The sequence below is a fragment of the Pseudotabrizicola alkalilacus genome (assembly GCF_003443995.1).
GTDB classification, from domain to species: Bacteria; Pseudomonadota; Alphaproteobacteria; order Rhodobacterales; family Rhodobacteraceae; genus Pseudotabrizicola; species Pseudotabrizicola alkalilacus.
This window is the reverse complement of the sequence record NZ_QWEY01000009.1, coordinates 186,373-202,406: the sequence shown is the minus strand read 5'-3', so window position 1 is coordinate 202,406 and position 16,034 is coordinate 186,373. Positions and strand designations below refer to the sequence as shown.

Here is a 16,034-nt window from a genome sequence, read left to right as displayed (position 1 = left end):
TTGCGTCACAGATCCGGTGCCCGGCCCAAGTGCACCCGTATATGTGGAGTATCCGCTTTGCGTGGCCGATATCGGGCGTAAAGAGCGGCTGAATGCCTATAAATGCATGCAAAGTGGCATGGTCGGTCCCGCCGGGCCGTATCGCGATATGTTCGAGGCCCGTTTTGCAGACCTTGTGGGCGCGCGCCATATTTTGGCGACGTCTAACGGAACCACGGCGCTGCACCTTGCCTTGCTGTTGATGGGCGCGGGACCGGGGGACGAGGTTATCGTCCCGTCCATGACCTATGTGGCCACGGCCAATGCTATCCGCCACACCGGGGCAACACCTGTATTTGCAGATGTATCACCATTGACCTGGTGCCTTGACCCGAACGATGTCGCGGCACGGATCACCCCGAACACCAAAGGCATCCTGCCGGTTCACCTGTATGGCAACCTTGCAGATACAGAGGCGCTGGAAGCCCTCGCCAAAGCGAAAGGGCTATGGGTGATCTACGACGGGGCCCATGCCGCACTGTCCACACTGAACGGGGCCGGAAGCGGATCATTCGGAAGGCTTTGCACCTATTCGTTTCATCTGAACAAAACGATCACCTGTGGCGAAGGCGGGGCGATTGCCATCAATGACGATGCCCTGTTCGAACGCGCCCGCCGGTTGCGCAGCCACGGAATGGATTACCACACGCGCCACCTGCTGCATGAGGTGGGGTATAACTACCGGCTGTCGAATCTGCATTGTTCGATCCTGTGCGCGCAGCTCGATCATGTTGCAGACATCCGCGACAGCCGTGACGCCGTGGCCGCCGCCTATGGCGCAGAGCTTGCAGGCACACCCGGATTGCAGGTGCAGCCGGTTCTGGCTGGCCAACGACGTGAAACATGGATGTACACTGTGCTCTGCGACGAAGCCGCTGGTGCCCCGCCGCGCGACGCCATCATCGCAGGATTGGCCCGGTTGGGAGTCGAGGCGCGGCCATTCTTTCCGGCGATCCACCGGATGGCGTTTCATCGCCCACCCAAGGGCCAGCCCCGCGCCGACCTGCCTGTAACCGATCGTCTGGCGCGGGATGGCTTCAGCCTGCCGACCTACAACACCATGCCCCCCGAACACGCCAGCCAGATCGCGCGCCGGCTGCGGCAAGTCCTCGCCGACCCTGCCCTCCGGCATGGGGCGCGCGACCAGAGCGGGGTCGCATGATGGCGCGGATCGCCCTGTATTATCCATGGATTTACCTGAAAAGCGGGGTCGAGCGCACGATCCTTGAAATCTACCGCCGGTCCCGTCACGACGTGATCATCGTGACGTCGCATTATGACCGCGACGCCACGTTCGAAGAGCTGGCCGGGTGCAACATCGTCCAGCGCGGGCAGGTATCGGTCAAACGCACCTATCTGCAGGCCGCCAAGGCGGCGCTGACCATGGCAAACCTCCGGTTCGACCGCGCTGGCTACGACGCGCTCGTGATCTGTTGCGACGGGCTGGGCCCTCTGCTGACGTTCCGCAACCGCAATTTACCGCTGATGAACCTGTGCTTCACGCCGCTGCGCGCCGTGTATGACATGGATTATCGCGACCGCCTGTTGGCGCGCAACGGGCCACGGACGGCCAAGCTTGTGGCCGAAAAACTGTTCCGGCTGCTTGACCGGGCCGCATGGCGCAAATTTGACAGCGTGATCTGCAACAGCCGCACCACGCGCGCCCGCGCTGTTGATGGCGGTCTGCGCGCCAAGGGCGAGATGATCGTGGCCTATCCGGGCATCGCCGCTGCAGCGATCCGCCCCGCAGGACAGGTCGGTGATTACTTCTTTCTGCCCGGCCGCATCATGTGGACCAAGAATATCGAACTGGCGATTGATGCCTATCGTGATTACCGCGCGCAGGGGGGAACCTTGGGGCTGGTGATCGCCGGCATGGTCGACCGCAAAAGTGGCCCGTATTATGAATCCTTGCAGGCGCAGGCTGCGGATCTGGATGGCATCCGCTTTGAAACCGAGGTCAGCGATGCCCGGATGCAGGCGCTGTACGGCGGGTGCCGCGCGGTCCTGCTCGCGGCCTTCAACGAAGATCAGGGGCTAACCCCGCTCGAAGGTATGGCGGTCGGCAAACCGACAATCGCCATCGACCGCGGCGGCCCCCGCGAGTCTGTCATCCATGGTCAGACCGGATTTCTGGTGGAGCCCCAACCGCAGCCCTTTGCCGAGGCCATGCTGCGTCTGGACCAAAATCCCGACCTTGCCCGCGCGATGGGTCTGCGTGGGCAGGACCGGGTGAGCCTGTTCACATGGGAAAACTTCATCGCCGTCTTTGATGACGAGATCGACCGGATCGTCGCCCAAAAGGCCCAGATCCGGTCGCCACAACGCGAAACCGCAGCGGAGAGTGTCAGGGCCGAGCAATGAATTATTCCCCGAACGAACCCATCACAACACCTCTGGAACATCGCATCGCCCAGCTTCAGTCACTGACCCTGCACGACGTCATGTTCTGGGTCCGCAAATGGAAGTGGGAGTTTCTGGCGGTCACCAGTGCCACCATCCTTGCGACATTGCTGTATATCATGATCTTCCGTGATCCGGCCTTTGTCAGCGAGGCGCGGCTTTTTGTGCGGCTGAGTCAGGAACAGACGGCACCACGAACGCTGGTGACCCAGGAGGGCACCACACTGCTGACCCCGGCCACCAGTGATGTCACGTCCGAGATTGATTTGTTCCTGAACTCTGATCTGGCCAATCAGGTGATTGATACGGCCCGCTTGCTGGAAGCGATGGAAACACCCCGGCCGCCGCCGGTGACAGTGGTCGATCATCTTAAAGCCGCCTATAGATCAGCGTCTGAGAGCTTGCGCAGCTCGGTCGACGAGGTGGCCTATGCTCTGGGTGTCAAAGTCAGACTGACCCCGCGTGAGGCCCTGATCCGCCAGATCCGCATGTCGCTGGGTGTTGAAAACAGCCGTGGGTCCAATGTGGTTGTGGTCAGCGTGACGTGGCCCGACCGCGACGTGCCCAAAGCGTTGCTGCAATACTACATTGATGCCTTCATGACCTTTCGTCTGAATGCCTTTCAGGGCGGCGATACTGCGTATTTCGAACGGCAGGCCGAACTCGCGCGCGCACGGGTCAATGATCTCGAATCCCGCATCGTGTCTTTGCGCACCGGCAGCGGGATCGAAGATGTCACGGTTCAGCGCGGACTGTTGATCGGCGCGCGTGAACAGGCGTTGAGCCAGATTCATGACATCGAACAGTCGCTCGCCCGCATCCGCACCCGGATGACCGCATTGGAAGCGCGGGGCGATGCAGGCGCGGCACTGGTGCTGGCCGATCTGCCCGACAATCCAATCCTGCGGCTGCTGGATGAGCGTTCCATCGCCCTGCGCGACGAACGGTTGCGGCTTCAGTCCCAACCCAGTCTTGACGGGGCAGCATTGGCGGCACTGGATCAGTCCTTTGCCTCGCTGACGCAATCCACCCTGCTGTCGATCCGCGACCATGAGGCCCGCATCACCGAAGATCTGGCAGACGCCAAAGCCGGACTGGCCGAAACCGACGCCCGGCTTGCCGCGCTTTCGGAGAACGAGGCCGAATGGAATGCGCTCCGGGTCGAGCTTGATCTTGCCGCTGAAACCTATGAGGACACGGCCCGCCGCCTGTCCGAAGCACGTCGCGCCGAGGATCTGCACAGCGAGCGGATCAGCAACGTGGTGATCATACAGGAACCCACCGAACCCCATCTTGCGACAGGAACCCGCAACGCGGTGGTGCTTGGTGTCGGCGGGGTGTTTGCTCTGTTGCTCGCCGCCTCGTGGGTGGTGTTGCGCGAGGCATTGGATTCCAGAGTGTGGCGTCCTCAGGATATCAAGGAAATCAACGGTGTGTCGCTGCTGGGCACCACCCGGCGACGCTGGCGCAGACCGGTGCGCGAAGATATGGCCCTGACCGCGGCCAGCATTGGATCGGTCTGTGTCCGCCGTGGTTATCGCTCTATCGCCTATATGGCCGTCTCGAAGGAAAGCCACAGTCCCGCGCTGCGGACCTGCGACCTTGCCAAAGGGCTGCGATCCATGGGCCTGGCAGAGGTTCAGATCATCAACGCGGGCCGGTGGGACAATGGCAAAGCCGCCCTTGACCCCACCGCATCTGTCAGTGTCCGCAATATGACCCCGGATGATCTGATGAAGGAACTGGCAACGCTGTCAGACGACGACAGCGGCGCCTTCCGGGTGATCGCCACGCCGCCTTTGTTCTCCAGTGTCCATTCAATGAAAATCGCGTGGACGGTGGATGCGGTCGTGTTCGACATCGCGGCCGGTTCCGAAGATCTGGCCAATGTCGAAGCCGCCGCGCGCTGGATCAAACTGAACAACGCCCGCTCGGTCGGAATGATCCTGGCCGACGCACGCACATATGCGGTCTACGGACCGGCAGTCACCGTCTGAGGAGACGAAGATGGATACCGAGACCAAGCCCGATGTGACCATCGTTGTGCCCGTGCGCAACCGGATCGGGATGCTGAACGATCTGCTGGACAGCCTGATCGCCCAACAGTTTCCGCCGGGGCAAATGGAGCTGATCGTCGTTGACGGCGACAGTGCAGAGCCGGTGCAGGAAACCGTGCTGGCGGCGGCAAGCCGGGCCCCGTTTGCCATCAGATATCTGAAGGTCGAAGAAGATCGCGGCCCGGTGTCCAAGCGCAATCTGGGCGTGGCCAATGCCAAGGGCGCAATCATCGCGTTTACCGACAGCGATTGCCGCGCAACACCCGGCTGGTTGCAGGCGCTGACCGCCCCGATGGCTGACCCTGCGGTGGGGTTCGTTTCCGGGCCAGTGACCTACAAACCGGAACAGCCAAAGACGTTCTTTTCAAAGCTGACGGCGGAAACGCTGATCGAACATCCGACCTATCCCACCGCCAACGTCGCCTATCGCCGCGACCTGTTTCTTCAGATGGGCGGTTTTGACGAACGCCTTGGCGTGCGCGACTTTCTGGGCAGGGCCACGGAATGCGGTGACACGGATCTGGCGTGGCGTATCCGAAAAGCGGGCTGGAAAAACGTGTTCGCTCCAAAGGCGCTGATCCTGCACGAGGTTGAAGATCTGTCGCCCCTGCAATGGATGCTTGAACCCACACGGCTGATCCTGCTGCCGTTGCTGATCCGGCTGCACCCGGAAATCGCGCCCCGCCTGCTGCGCTGGAACATCATCTTCTATCCGGGAACATTGCGGGTTTACGGCGCATTGATCCTGTCGCTGGTTCTGGTTCTGATTGATCCGTGGCTGTTTCTAAGTGCTGTCGTCGTCGGCATGTCACTGCTCGCAGTGCTCAAGGCCCGCAGCCCCGATCCCCGGCGGATTTTTGCGGCCTTGCGCGATATCGGCCTGCATTTTTCACGAATGGTGGTGCTGGCGGCAACGTTGATCGCTGGCAGCCTGCGCTATCGTCGTCTGGTGTTGTAAATGCTGGCAAGGTTCCTGCGTCTGATTGTGATCCTTGCCGTCCTTGTCCTTCCCGGCTGTGCCGACGAAGGACAGGCCGGTACTTTTGCAAACGGCGATTTCGAAACGGTTGAAAATGATCGCCCGGTTGGCTGGTCCTTGTCCGACGTGGCCGCAACCAAGGGCACAGTTGCCGTGGTCAAAGGCGAATTGGTCCTGCGGCCAAACGAGCTCAACACCCCCAGCGATACCCCCTTGGGTCTGGGGCAGGCCATCGACGCCACATCGCTGCGCGGTCAGCGGCTAACCCTGTCGGCCCGGCTATCGGGCGCTGATGGGGCGGTGGCCGTGGTCGGGGTGGCGGCACTGGACACGGCGGGGCAGGTCGAACGCTTTGTGGTGCTGCGCGCCGCGCCGGGGGACGAACAAAACCAGACCACGACCGATGCCGAACCGCTGAGCGAGTCTGTGAAGACGCTGATCGTCTTTGTCTCCGCCGAAGGCACGAAAGGAACCGCGACGATAGATGATGTGGCCGTAGGTGGGATGGCAGCAACCCAACCGACCACGCCAGACGAGGCCCTTACCTTCTTCACCCTGCAAGCCGACGGCAAGGGCCGCACGATCCCGGCGGACATTCTTGGAACCAACGTGGAATGGATCCGCGACGGCAACGGGTTATGGAACAAGGCGCAGGGCCAGCTGGACGCTGACATCATCGCCATGTCCGCGCAAGCAGGCATCCGGATGATCCGGTTTCCGGGTGGGGTCTGGTCCGACACCTATGACTGGCGCGACGGCATCGGCCCGCAATCCGCCCGGCCCACCACGCGCCACATTCCCGATCAGGACGAAACCTCGCACCATTCGATCGGCACGCCGGAAATCGTGGATTTTGCCACCCGGATCGGCGCGCAGCTGATGATCACGGTCAACGCAGGCCATGGCACCCCGGAACAGGCTGCCGCCTGGGCCGCGCATATCCGCGACACCCATGGCCTCGCCATCGCCCCGGTGTGGGAGATCGGCAATGAGCTTTACATGGAAAACGACATGTCGGGCGGATCCATGACGCCCGAGGTTTATGCCGAAAAGCTGCGCGCCTTTGAGGCGGCGATCCGCGCCGAACTGCCTGACGCACGGATCGCCGGGATCGGGTTGGTGAACTATGGCCCCTATCGCTTTAACGCCCATGACGACTGGAACCGGATCGTGCTGGAACAGGCCGGCGATGTGATAGATGTGTTTGCGGTGCACAATGCCTATGCCCCGCTGGTGGTAGAATCGTCTTCCCGCAGGTGGGCAGAGGTGTACCGGGCCATGCTGGCCTCGCCGGTGACGATTGCGCAGAACCTGTCCGATACCGCGGCGCTGATAGATGCCAGCGTATCACCCGCCAAACGCGGCAAGATTGCTATCGCGGTCACTGAATGGGGGCCATCCTATTCCTATGATCCAAAGAACCCGTATTTCGATCATGTAAAAACCATGGGTTCGGCGCTGTTCGTTGCCCGCACCCTGAATGTGTTCATGCGCGATGCGCGGGTGGATTCGGCCCAGTTCTTCAAACTGTCGGACTGGCTGAACATGGGGTGGATCGGCCCGGTCAAGGGCGGCGGCTGGCGGGAAACGCCCGCCCTTATGGCGCTTGGGCTGTACCGCGACGCACCGGGCGCCACGCTGCTGCCGCTGGACCGTCGGGAAGGGCCGACCTTTGCCTCCTCGCACCTCGGCTTTCAGCCTGCGGTCGAGGCGGCACCGCTGGTCGATGCCGTGGCGTTTCGGGACGCGGCCGGAAAGATCACCCTCATCGCCAGCAATGCTGACCTTGAGCAACCGCGCGAGGCCCGCTTCACCCTTTCCGGTGGCGCGGCGGACTACAAGGTTACCGCGCACAGCATGTCCGGTCCGAGCGCCGTCGCCCACCGTGACACCATTCATATCGACGTGCCCGGCGTTCCGTTTGCCGCACCGGGCCAGTTCGGCAACGGGGATTGGTTCGCCCGCGCGAGCGCCGACAGCATAACACTGGAGACCGGCACCGCCGGGTGGGCCGACGGCACGCTGACCCTGCAGCTTCCCCCTGCCGGGATCATGGCTGTCACATTGGTGTCCCCATGACGTGGAGCGCCCAACCCCTGCGCCTGATCGCGCCGCTGACCCTGCTCTCGGTCGTGGCCTTTGGCACGGCAGCCTTGTCAGCCGTCGCAGTGCAATCTGGCAGCCGTGCCATCGCGGCGGTGGGTCTGGTCTTTTGCCTTGCGATCACAGCGATGCTTGTGCGCAACCTGCTTGCGACGCTGCTTTTCACCCTCTGCATTGCGCTGTCCTACAACCGGCAGTTCTACAGCTTTGACACCCTGCTGGGCGATTACGGCTCCTTCGGCCTGTTCTGGACCATGTCAGATGCGATGATGCTTGTGATCATGCTGGCGGCTCTGGCCCGGCGCGGCGTTAGAGCACGCACCTTGCTCAGCCCGCCGCGTCAGCTGAGCATCGAGATCCCGCTGCTGCTGCTAATCACTGTCATGGCGCTGTCTTCCTTGCAAACCGATCCTCTGCCACCCGCCGTGTTCGAGACGCTGCGGATCGGCAAGTATCTGATCTATTTTCTGGTTTTGCGTGCCGTTCTCGACAGGGATCTGGCCCGGGTGCTGCTGGCTGGCCTGGGCCTGATGGTGGCGCTCCAGTTCGCGCTTGGCGCGGTGCAAGTCGCACTGGGCGCGGGCGGCAGCGGGATCGGCTCTCTTGCCGAGCAGACCGGCGAGCTGGCGCGCCGGGCCACGGGCACCACCGGGCATCCGAACATGTATGCCCCTTTCCTGCTGATGCCCGCCCTTGGCTTTATCGCCATCGGGGCCAGCGGGCGCAGCCTGCTGGTGCATCGTCTGTCGCTGGGCCTTGGCGGGGCCGGGGCGCTGGCAATCGTTCTGTCGCAGTCGCGCGCGCCGGTGGCGGCCTTTTTGGTCGGCCTTGCCTGCCTTGCGGGCATGTTTCTTGCCCGCCGGATTCTGCCGGCACCCCGTGTCATCGGTGCTGCCGTGGTCTGCGCCATGCTTGGCCTGCTGGCTGTCGCCCCGCTGGCCGGAAAGATCATCGACCGTCTGACCGGCGATCTGAAAGGATCGGTCGAATTCCGCGCCGATTACAACGCCGCGGCCATAGGGATCTGGCGGCTGGATCCGGTGCTGGGCGTCGGCCCCGCCGGGTTTGTGCCGAACCTGCCTGCCTTTCACCCCGATTACGCTCGCGTCAACGCCGACATCCAGCCCGCCCGAAAGGTGGCAAATGTGCGGGCGATTGCGCCGGTCCATAATGTCTATCTGTGGATATTGGCGGAACTTGGAATTCTGGGTCTGACGGCCTTTGTGTTGTTTCTGGCATCAGCGGCCCGGTTGTTTTTGCAAGCCGGACGCGGTGAGCGGCCTGTGAACAGGTTTTTCATCGGTGTATTCTGGGGATTTCTTGGCCTGTGTGCCGTTCAATTGACGGATTTTTCGCTGTGGTGGGATCACCAGCTGATGATCCTCACCCTTCTCTTGGCCCTGGCTGCCTTCGTGCGTGACGAAAGGAGAGTACCATGATCCGTGTTTCGGTGATTATTCCGACGTACAATCGTGTCGGTGACCTGCCGCGCGTTCTGGATGCGCTGGCCTGCCAGACCATGCCGGATTTCGAGGTGATCGTCGTAGACAACGGCTCGACCGACGGCACCGCCGCTCTGTTGGCGGCACGGGCGCAGACCGATCGCCAGCCGCTGATCCACCTTCCGATTGCCCCAAGCGGGCCAGCAGGTGCGCGCAATGCCGGGATGAAGACCGCTCGGGGCGAATATTTCGCTTTTGTCGACTCCGACGTGGCACTTGCGCCCGACTGGCTGGGCCTGACCCTCGCAGAGCTGATCCGCAGCCCGACAGTTCCCGCCGTGGGCGGGGTCGTCATCTACGAAAACGACCGCGACTTTGTGAACGCCTATGGCGGAAACCTCAGCCGCATCGGCCTTGCGTGGGACGCGTGCGAGGGTGAGCCGGTCACCAGCCTGACTGCACCCGCGACACGGCTCTGGATCAACTGTTCCGCCCTGCTGGTCCGGGCGCAGGCGGCGCGCGCCATCGGTGGCTTTGGAGCGGATTTCTTCTACGGGTTTGAAGACAGCGATTTTGGCTGGCGGTTGTCGGTGGCGTTTGGGCCGCAGAGAGTCATCCCGACAGCGCGCAGTTTTCACAACGTCGGCGATACCATCGGGCGCGCAGCTGGTCCGCTGGTCTTTCACGGCAGCAAGAACCGCCTCGCCTCGCTGATCGCAAACGCACGCGCGCGCCATCTGGCATGGGCGCTTCCGGTGGCGGTCGCCTATGGCGTGGCCGATGCCGCGTTGCGCGCGCCACGTGGGCCAAAATGGCGGGCGCTGCTGTGGAACCTGACCCATCTGCCTGCCACGCTGGCGCGACGCCGCGCGCTTGCCCCGCTGCGGCGGCATGACACGGCCATTCAGGCCTTGTTCGCCGACAGCTGGTTCCCGGCGGTCCGGCTGAAAGGGATGCGCCGACGACCAAACCGGCGGCAAAGCGTGTCGGATTGCGCGCTGCGCGACGACCGACTGACCGAGGGCGCAAGATGAGCGCCCCGGTGCAAACCCGGCTGGCCTGGCTGGACGCGCTGCGCGGGGTCACGATTGTCCTGATGGTCGCGGGGCATGTGGCGCGCGGCCTGTGGGCCGCTGGCCGGATAGATTCGCCCGAGTATCTTTTGTGGGATATGGCGCTTTATGCCTTTCACGGGCCGATGCTGTTCGTGCTCGGCGGTTTCACCTTCGCCTATTCGACCACCACATCGCCCTATCTGGCGAACTGGCGCGCCCGGCTGCGCCGCCTGATCCATCCCTATGTCGTGTGGACCGTGATCGCGGCGGGGCTGACCCTTGCCATGGCAAGGGTGGTGAATCAGCCGCTGGGCACCAGTCAGTTTCTGCGCACGGTTCTGGGCATGGTCATCTGGCCCTACAGCATCTTCTGGTTCCTCTATGTCTTTGCGATGTGCCAGATCGCAGCCGCCCTGCTGCGCGAGCGTATCGGTCTGGGCAGCGGTCAGTTGCTGGCCGCCTCTGTCCTTGGCCTTGGCATAGGCTACGTGTTGCGCGCCCGGTTCGGCCCGATCGAGGCGTTTCAGGTGTCGATGTTCCTGCTGTATTTCTTTTACTTTTGCTGGGGCAACTGGCTGAGCACCCGGACCCATGGTCTGACTCTGCCCGTCCTTGGCATAACCGCAATCGTGTCGCTGCTGTGCTGGTATGCGATCATCGGCCATGGCTGGAGCATTGACACGCCCTTTGGCGCCATCGCCGGGCTCAGCATGACAACGATGTTTCTCGCGATCTTTCGTATGGGCGAAAGCCGCGCCCCGCGTATCCTTATGGCCCCTGCCGTTTACATCGGTCTGATCAGCCTCGAGGTCTATGTCATGCACCACATGGCCGCCGGGATCACGCGCATCGCCCTTGATCGGATGGGGTTGGAAACGCTGTGGGTTTACGGGGTGGTTGGGTTGATCGCGGGCGTGTTGGGGCCGGTGGTCATGCTGCTGATCTTCCGTCGTCTGGGGCTGGCCGGAGTGCTGGGGCTGGCAAAGTCACCATCACGACCCCGCCCGCCGTCATCAGCTCCATCGGTCGCACTGCGCTGACACCGGGTAGCGCCAAAGCGCCGCACAGGTGGACGGACTGTCAGTGCCGGACGCACGCTCTGTCATATTGACATATTCATATTTTATTATATGTATGGGCCGACGCAAAGAAAGCACGGCCATGACACACCGCCTGATCCTCGCTCTGATTCTCGCCTCACTTCCCATTGCGGGTTCTGCAGAGAGAATAGCCCTGACCCCGGTGCAGGTCACAGACTGGAAAGCAGTCTATGGCCGCATCGAGACCCGCAACCGCGTACCCGCACGGGCGCGGATCGGTGGCACGCTGACAGAGTTGCAAGTGACCGAAGGCGATATGGTCGCCGAAGGCCAGTTGCTTGCAGTGATCGTCGACCAAAAGCTCGGCTTCCAGCTTTCTGCGCTTGAGGCGCAGAAAATCGCGATTGCAGCCCAGCTTGCCAATGCGCAAGCCGAGGTGCGGCGGGGCGAAGATCTGTTGAAGCAGGGTGTTACAACGGTCCAGCGGCTTGACGCGTTGCGCACGCAGGCCGATGTGCTGGCGGGACAAGTGTCGGCTCTGGAGGCGCAGATGGATGTGACACGCCAAAGCCAGACCGAAGGTCAGGTGCTGGCCCCTGCTGCCGGGCGGGTACTGGCGGTGCCGGTGGCAAAAGGCGCGGTGATCCTCCCCGGCGAGGCGATCGCCACACTGGCGGTGGGTGGCAGCTTTCTGCGCTTGTCGGTGCCGGAACGTCTGGCCAGTTCCCTGAACGAAGGGGATGAGATCCAGATCGAAAACGGTGCGGTGGCGGGTACGGGCCGTCTGGCAAAGGTCTATCCGCTGATCGAAAACGGTCGCGTCACTGCCGATGTCGAAGTCGAAGCTTTGCCCGACCGCTTTGTGGATGCGCGCGTTCTGGTGCGTCTGCCGGTCGGCAGCCATGCCGCGCTGGTCGTGCCGCACAGCGCCTTGGCCACCCGCAGCGGTCTGGATTTTGTCGGCGTCGAAACCCCGTCAGGCGTATCACTGCGAACTGTGGTGCCGGGCCTGCACTTTACCCAGGACGGGGTCGCGCAGGTCGAAATCCTGTCCGGACTTGTTGCCGGCGACCGTATTCTGACCGTTGCTCCGACTGCTGCTCAGACCGCCACCGGGGGAGATCATGAGTGAGTTTGTCAAAACGCCGCTTGGCATCGCGGGCTGGCTGACGCGCGCCTTTATCGCCTCGTCCCTGACGCCGCTGTTCATTCTGGCGGCCCTTGCGGCGGGGTTGCTGGCACTCGGCGCCCTGCCCCGCGAGGAAGAGCCGCAGATCTCGGTGCCGATGGTCGATGTTCACATCGCTGCACCCGGACTTCGGGCCGAAGATGCTGTAAAGCTGGTGACAGAACCGCTGGAAGTGGTGGTCAAAGGCATCTCGGGCGTCGAACATGTGTATTCGCAGACCCGCGACGATGGCGCTTTGGTCATGGTCCGGTTCGAGGTCGGAACGCGGTCCGAAGATGCCATCCTGCGCGTGCATGACAAGATCCGAGCCAACCTGGACCGGATTCCCGTCGGCATACCGGAGCCGCTGATCGTCGGTCGCGGCATTGATGATGTGGCCATTCTGGCCGTCACTCTGTCGTCAAAGCCGGGCCAGACCGTTGCCGCCAATGACCTGTCGCGGATTGCCCGCGCCCTTCAGGCCGAAGTGGCAAAGACCGATGATGTCGGGCTCACCTATCTGGTGGGCGAGGCGCAGGAGGCCATCCGCATCGCCCCCGACCCGGACCGTCTGGCGCTCTATGGCGTCACCTTGCAGCAGCTGGCGGCAAAGGTCGCGCAGGCCAACCGCACCCTGATCACCGGCAAGGTGCGTGACAAGGGCGAGCAGGTCGATCTGGTGGCGGGCCAGACCCTGACCGCCCCGGCCGAGGTTGCCAATCTGCTGCTGACCACCCGCGATGGTCGCCCGGTCTATGTGTCGGACGTGGCCGATGTCGCCTATGTGCCCGACACCGGCGAGGCGGTCGTCTCGCACCTGACCATGGGCGCCGATGGGGTGGAGCGCAGCCCGGCCGTGACTTTGGCCGTCGCAAAACGCGCAGGCGCCAATGCCGTGGTGGTGGCCGAGGCCGCCCTGCACCGGATCGAGGCGCAAACCGGCATCCTCATCCCCGACACGGTACAGCTGACGATCACGCGCGACTATGGCGAGACCGCGAATGAAAAGGCCAATGAGCTGCTGTTCCACCTTGGGCTTGCCACCGTGTCGATCATTTTTCTGGTGCTGGTGGCAATCGGCTGGCGCGAAGGGATCGTGGTGGCCATCGTCATCCCGGTCACCATCCTGCTGACGTTGTTCGCGTCCTGGATCATGGGCTACACGCTGAACCGGGTGTCGCTGTTCGCACTGATCTTTTCCATCGGCATCCTTGTCGACGATGCCATCGTGGTGATTGAAAACATCGCCCGCCACTGGGGCATGGGCGACTCCCGCCCCCGCGCAGAGGCGGCAATCGACGCCGTGGCCGAAGTGGGCAATCCGACCATTGTGGCCACGCTGACCGTGGTGGCGGCTCTGTTGCCGATGCTGTTCGTCTCCGGCCTGATGGGGCCTTATATGTCGCCGATCCCGGCCAACGCCTCGGCCGCGATGATCCTGTCGTTCTTTGTGGCCGTCATCATCACGCCATGGCTGATGGTCAGAATCGCGGGCAAGGCCAAGGTTGCGCACACCACCCATATCGGCTGGATGGAGCGCGCCTATCAGGCCACAGCCACGCCGATCCTTGCCACCAAAGCCCGCAGCCTTTGGTTCTTGCTGATCTCTGCCGTGCTGTCGTTTGGCTCACTGGCGCTGCTCTATACGCAGGATGTGACGGTCAAACTGCTGCCCTTCGACAACAAATCCGAACTGTCCGTGATGATTGACCTGCCCGAAGGGGCCTCGACCCAGGCCACGGACCGCGTGGCGCAAGAGATCGCCGAACTGGTGCTGACGCTGCCCGAGGTCACGTCTGTCCAGACCCATGCCGCCACCGCCTCGCCCGCCAATTTCAACGGGCTGGTGCGCCACACCTATCTGCGCGCCGATCCACAGATGGGCGAAGTTGCGGTGAACCTGTCACCAAAGGCCGACCGCGACCGCACCAGCCATGACATCGCGCTGGACATCCGCACCCGGATCAATGACCTGAGCCTGCCCGAGGGGACGTCAATCAAGGTGGTGGAGCCGCCCCCCGGCCCGCCGGTCATGGCCACCCTGCTGGCCGAGATCTACGGACCAGACCCCGACACCCGCCGCGCCATGGCCCGGGAGGTCGAGGCCGCGTTCCGGGCGGTGCCGTTCATCGTCGATGTCGACAACAGTTTCGGCACCCAGGCCCGCCGGTTGCGGGCGACCATCTCGACCGATGATCTGGAATTCTTCGGCGTGCAGGAACAGGATGTGTTCGACACCATCGCCGCCCTGAACGGCGCGCAGGTGGTCGGCTATTCCCATCGGGGCAACGGGCGCACGCCGATCCCGCTTCTGCTGCAACGCCCGACAGCGGACCGGGTGATGGATGAGCGTTTCCTGACCACCCCGATTCCCGCCAACACCCTGCCCGGTGCGCGCGGCGTGGTCGAGCTGGGCGATGTGATCACCATCACCGAAGAGGCCGCTTCCTTCCCGATCTTCCGTCACAATGGCCGCGCCGCCGAAATGGTCACCGCCGAACTGGCCGGTGCGTTTGAGGCCCCGCTTTACGGCATGCTGGCCGTCAACAAACTGCTGGCCGACCTGCCCGATCCGCCGATGATTGCGCTGAATGGCCAACCCGATGACGAAAGCCGTGTCACGGTGCTGTGGGATGGCGAGTGGGAGGTGACATGGGTGACTTTCCGCGACATGGGAGCGGCCTTTGGCGTGGCGCTGCTGGGCATCTACATTCTTGTGGTGGCGCAGTTCGGCTCTTTCCGGCTGCCACTGGTGATCCTGACCCCGATCCCGCTGACCTTCCTTGGCATCATGTTCGGCCACTGGCTGTTTGGTGCGCCGTTTTCGGCCACCTCGATGATCGGGTTCATCGCACTGGCAGGCATCATCGTGCGCAACTCGATCCTGCTGGTCGATTTCATCCGGGGTGAAGGCGACGTCACCATCGACAGCCTGATCCGCGCCGGCACGATCCGCTTCAAGCCGATCTTCCTGACCGCCGTCGCCGCGATGATCGGCGCGGCCGTGATCCTTGCCGACCCGATCTTTCAGGGTCTGGCGATTTCGCTTCTGTTCGGGCTGCTCACCTCCACCCTGCTGACCGTTCTGGTCATTCCCGCCATCTACCGCGTGTTCCGGACCTGAAACCGCATCCATCCGCCAGCCACATGCTTTGGCTTTTACAAGGAGATTACCATGACACTAGACCGTTCCGTTTTGCTGTTTGCCGGGGTGATGGTGCTGCTCTCGGTGGCGCTGACCCTATGGGTGTCGCAGTGGTTCATGCTGTTCACCGTCTTTATCGGCCTGAACCTGATACAGTCGTCCTTTACCGGATTTTGCCCGGCAGCCATGGTATTCCGCGCCATGGGCGCAAAGCCGGGCTGTGCTTTCAAGTAAGGATCACGCAGATGGCCGCAGGATCTGAGCCGGGCCGCAAGAATGATGCCGAAAGCGTCGTCACGGTGCTCAAGGTGCTGTCACATACCGGGCGGCTGCAGATCCTGTGCCTCTTGCTTGATGGCAGGATGAATGTCGGCGCCCTGTCCGCGGTTCTGGGTGAGCCGCAGGCAGCGGTCTCGCAACAGCTGATGCGGCTTCGGTCCGAGGGGTTCGTGCGGGCCAGCCGCCACGGCAAAACCATGCTGTATGAAATCGCTGACCCAAGGGTGCTTCCGGTGATTCAGGCGCTGCGCAGCAGCTATTGTGGGGATGACGCTGACGCCCTCTTTCGGTGAGGCCGACGGATACCTGTGCGGCCTGCTTGTC

The 16,034-nt window shown here is 63.0% G+C and carries 12 protein-coding genes; all 12 read left to right on the top strand.

The annotated features are described in order from the left end of the window. Window positions 1-61: 61 nt before the first annotated feature. The 12 genes from D1012_RS16165 to D1012_RS16110 all read left to right on the top strand — a co-directional run bounded on the left by D1012_RS16165 (window position 62) and on the right by D1012_RS16110 (window position 16,003). Window positions 62-1,201 carry a DegT/DnrJ/EryC1/StrS family aminotransferase gene (locus tag D1012_RS16165; RefSeq protein ID WP_158569377.1) on the top strand — a complete coding sequence of 380 codons (1,140 nt, stop codon included), beginning with the start codon at window positions 62-64 and terminating at the stop codon, window positions 1,199-1,201. Then, on the top strand, window positions 1,201-2,403 hold the full coding sequence (locus tag D1012_RS16160; protein ID WP_118154671.1) for a glycosyltransferase: 1,203 nt from the start codon (window positions 1,201-1,203) through the stop codon (window positions 2,401-2,403). The genes D1012_RS16165 and D1012_RS16160 overlap by 1 nt, the downstream gene beginning before the upstream one ends. Beyond that, window positions 2,400-4,439: a GumC family protein gene (locus tag D1012_RS16155; RefSeq protein WP_118154572.1), complete on the top strand. Its 2,040-nt coding sequence runs from the start codon at window positions 2,400-2,402 to the stop codon at window positions 4,437-4,439. Before D1012_RS16160 ends, D1012_RS16155 begins: the two co-directional genes overlap by 4 nt. A gap of 10 nt (window positions 4,440-4,449) precedes the next feature. Beyond that, window positions 4,450-5,457, top strand: a complete 1,008-nt coding sequence (locus D1012_RS16150) for a glycosyltransferase family 2 protein (protein WP_158569376.1) — start codon at window positions 4,450-4,452, stop codon at window positions 5,455-5,457. Beyond that, the gene (locus D1012_RS16145; protein WP_118154566.1) at window positions 5,458-7,557 is read left to right on the top strand and encodes an alpha-L-arabinofuranosidase family protein; all 2,100 of its coding nucleotides are present in this window, start codon (window positions 5,458-5,460) and stop codon (window positions 7,555-7,557) included. Continuing rightward, on the top strand, window positions 7,554-9,020 hold the full coding sequence (locus tag D1012_RS16140) for an O-antigen ligase family protein (RefSeq protein ID WP_118154563.1): 1,467 nt from the start codon (window positions 7,554-7,556) through the stop codon (window positions 9,018-9,020). Before D1012_RS16145 ends, D1012_RS16140 begins: the two co-directional genes overlap by 4 nt. After that, on the top strand, window positions 9,017-10,057 hold the full coding sequence (locus tag D1012_RS16135; RefSeq protein WP_118154560.1) for a glycosyltransferase family 2 protein: 1,041 nt from the start codon (window positions 9,017-9,019) through the stop codon (window positions 10,055-10,057). The genes D1012_RS16140 and D1012_RS16135 overlap by 4 nt, the downstream gene beginning before the upstream one ends. Beyond that, complete coding sequence (locus tag D1012_RS16130) at window positions 10,054-11,118, top strand: acyltransferase family protein (RefSeq protein ID WP_118154557.1); 1,065 nt, start codon at window positions 10,054-10,056, stop codon at window positions 11,116-11,118. The genes D1012_RS16135 and D1012_RS16130 overlap by 4 nt, the downstream gene beginning before the upstream one ends. Window positions 11,119-11,239: 121 nt before the next feature. Continuing rightward, window positions 11,240-12,250, top strand: coding sequence for an efflux RND transporter periplasmic adaptor subunit (locus tag D1012_RS16125; RefSeq protein WP_118154668.1), 1,011 nt, complete (start codon window positions 11,240-11,242; stop codon window positions 12,248-12,250). Continuing rightward, window positions 12,243-15,410 carry an efflux RND transporter permease subunit gene (locus tag D1012_RS16120; RefSeq protein WP_118154554.1) on the top strand — a complete coding sequence of 1,056 codons (3,168 nt, stop codon included), beginning with the start codon at window positions 12,243-12,245 and terminating at the stop codon, window positions 15,408-15,410. Before D1012_RS16125 ends, D1012_RS16120 begins: the two co-directional genes overlap by 8 nt. Before the next feature lie 51 nt (window positions 15,411-15,461). Next, window positions 15,462-15,665, top strand: coding sequence for a YgaP family membrane protein (locus D1012_RS16115; RefSeq protein ID WP_118154551.1), 204 nt, complete (start codon window positions 15,462-15,464; stop codon window positions 15,663-15,665). 11 nt (window positions 15,666-15,676) lie between these two features. Beyond that, entirely contained in the window at window positions 15,677-16,003 is a 327-nt protein-coding gene (locus D1012_RS16110) for an ArsR/SmtB family transcription factor (RefSeq protein ID WP_118154548.1), read from the top strand. The last annotated feature ends 31 nt before the right edge of the window (window positions 16,004-16,034 follow it).

Excerpts from the sequence above, each read along its gene's own strand:
- D1012_RS16135 (WP_118154560.1), top strand. The coding sequence starts at position 9,017 with ATGATCCGTGTTTCGGTGATTATTCCGACGTACAATCGTGTCGGTGAC.
- D1012_RS16120 (WP_118154554.1), top strand. The coding sequence starts at position 12,243 with ATGAGTGAGTTTGTCAAAACGCCGCTTGGCATCGCGGGCTGGCTGACG.
- D1012_RS16155 (WP_118154572.1), top strand. The coding sequence starts at position 2,400 with ATGAATTATTCCCCGAACGAACCCATCACAACACCTCTGGAACATCGC.
- D1012_RS16150 (WP_158569376.1), top strand. The coding sequence starts at position 4,450 with ATGGATACCGAGACCAAGCCCGATGTGACCATCGTTGTGCCCGTGCGC.
- D1012_RS16125 (WP_118154668.1), top strand. The coding sequence starts at position 11,240 with ATGACACACCGCCTGATCCTCGCTCTGATTCTCGCCTCACTTCCCATT.
- D1012_RS16115 (WP_118154551.1), top strand. The coding sequence starts at position 15,462 with ATGACACTAGACCGTTCCGTTTTGCTGTTTGCCGGGGTGATGGTGCTG.
- D1012_RS16130 (WP_118154557.1), top strand. The coding sequence starts at position 10,054 with ATGAGCGCCCCGGTGCAAACCCGGCTGGCCTGGCTGGACGCGCTGCGC.
- D1012_RS16160 (WP_118154671.1), top strand. The coding sequence starts at position 1,201 with ATGGCGCGGATCGCCCTGTATTATCCATGGATTTACCTGAAAAGCGGG.
- D1012_RS16110 (WP_118154548.1), top strand. The coding sequence starts at position 15,677 with ATGGCCGCAGGATCTGAGCCGGGCCGCAAGAATGATGCCGAAAGCGTC.
- D1012_RS16145 (WP_118154566.1), top strand. The coding sequence starts at position 5,458 with ATGCTGGCAAGGTTCCTGCGTCTGATTGTGATCCTTGCCGTCCTTGTC.
- D1012_RS16140 (WP_118154563.1), top strand. The coding sequence starts at position 7,554 with ATGACGTGGAGCGCCCAACCCCTGCGCCTGATCGCGCCGCTGACCCTG.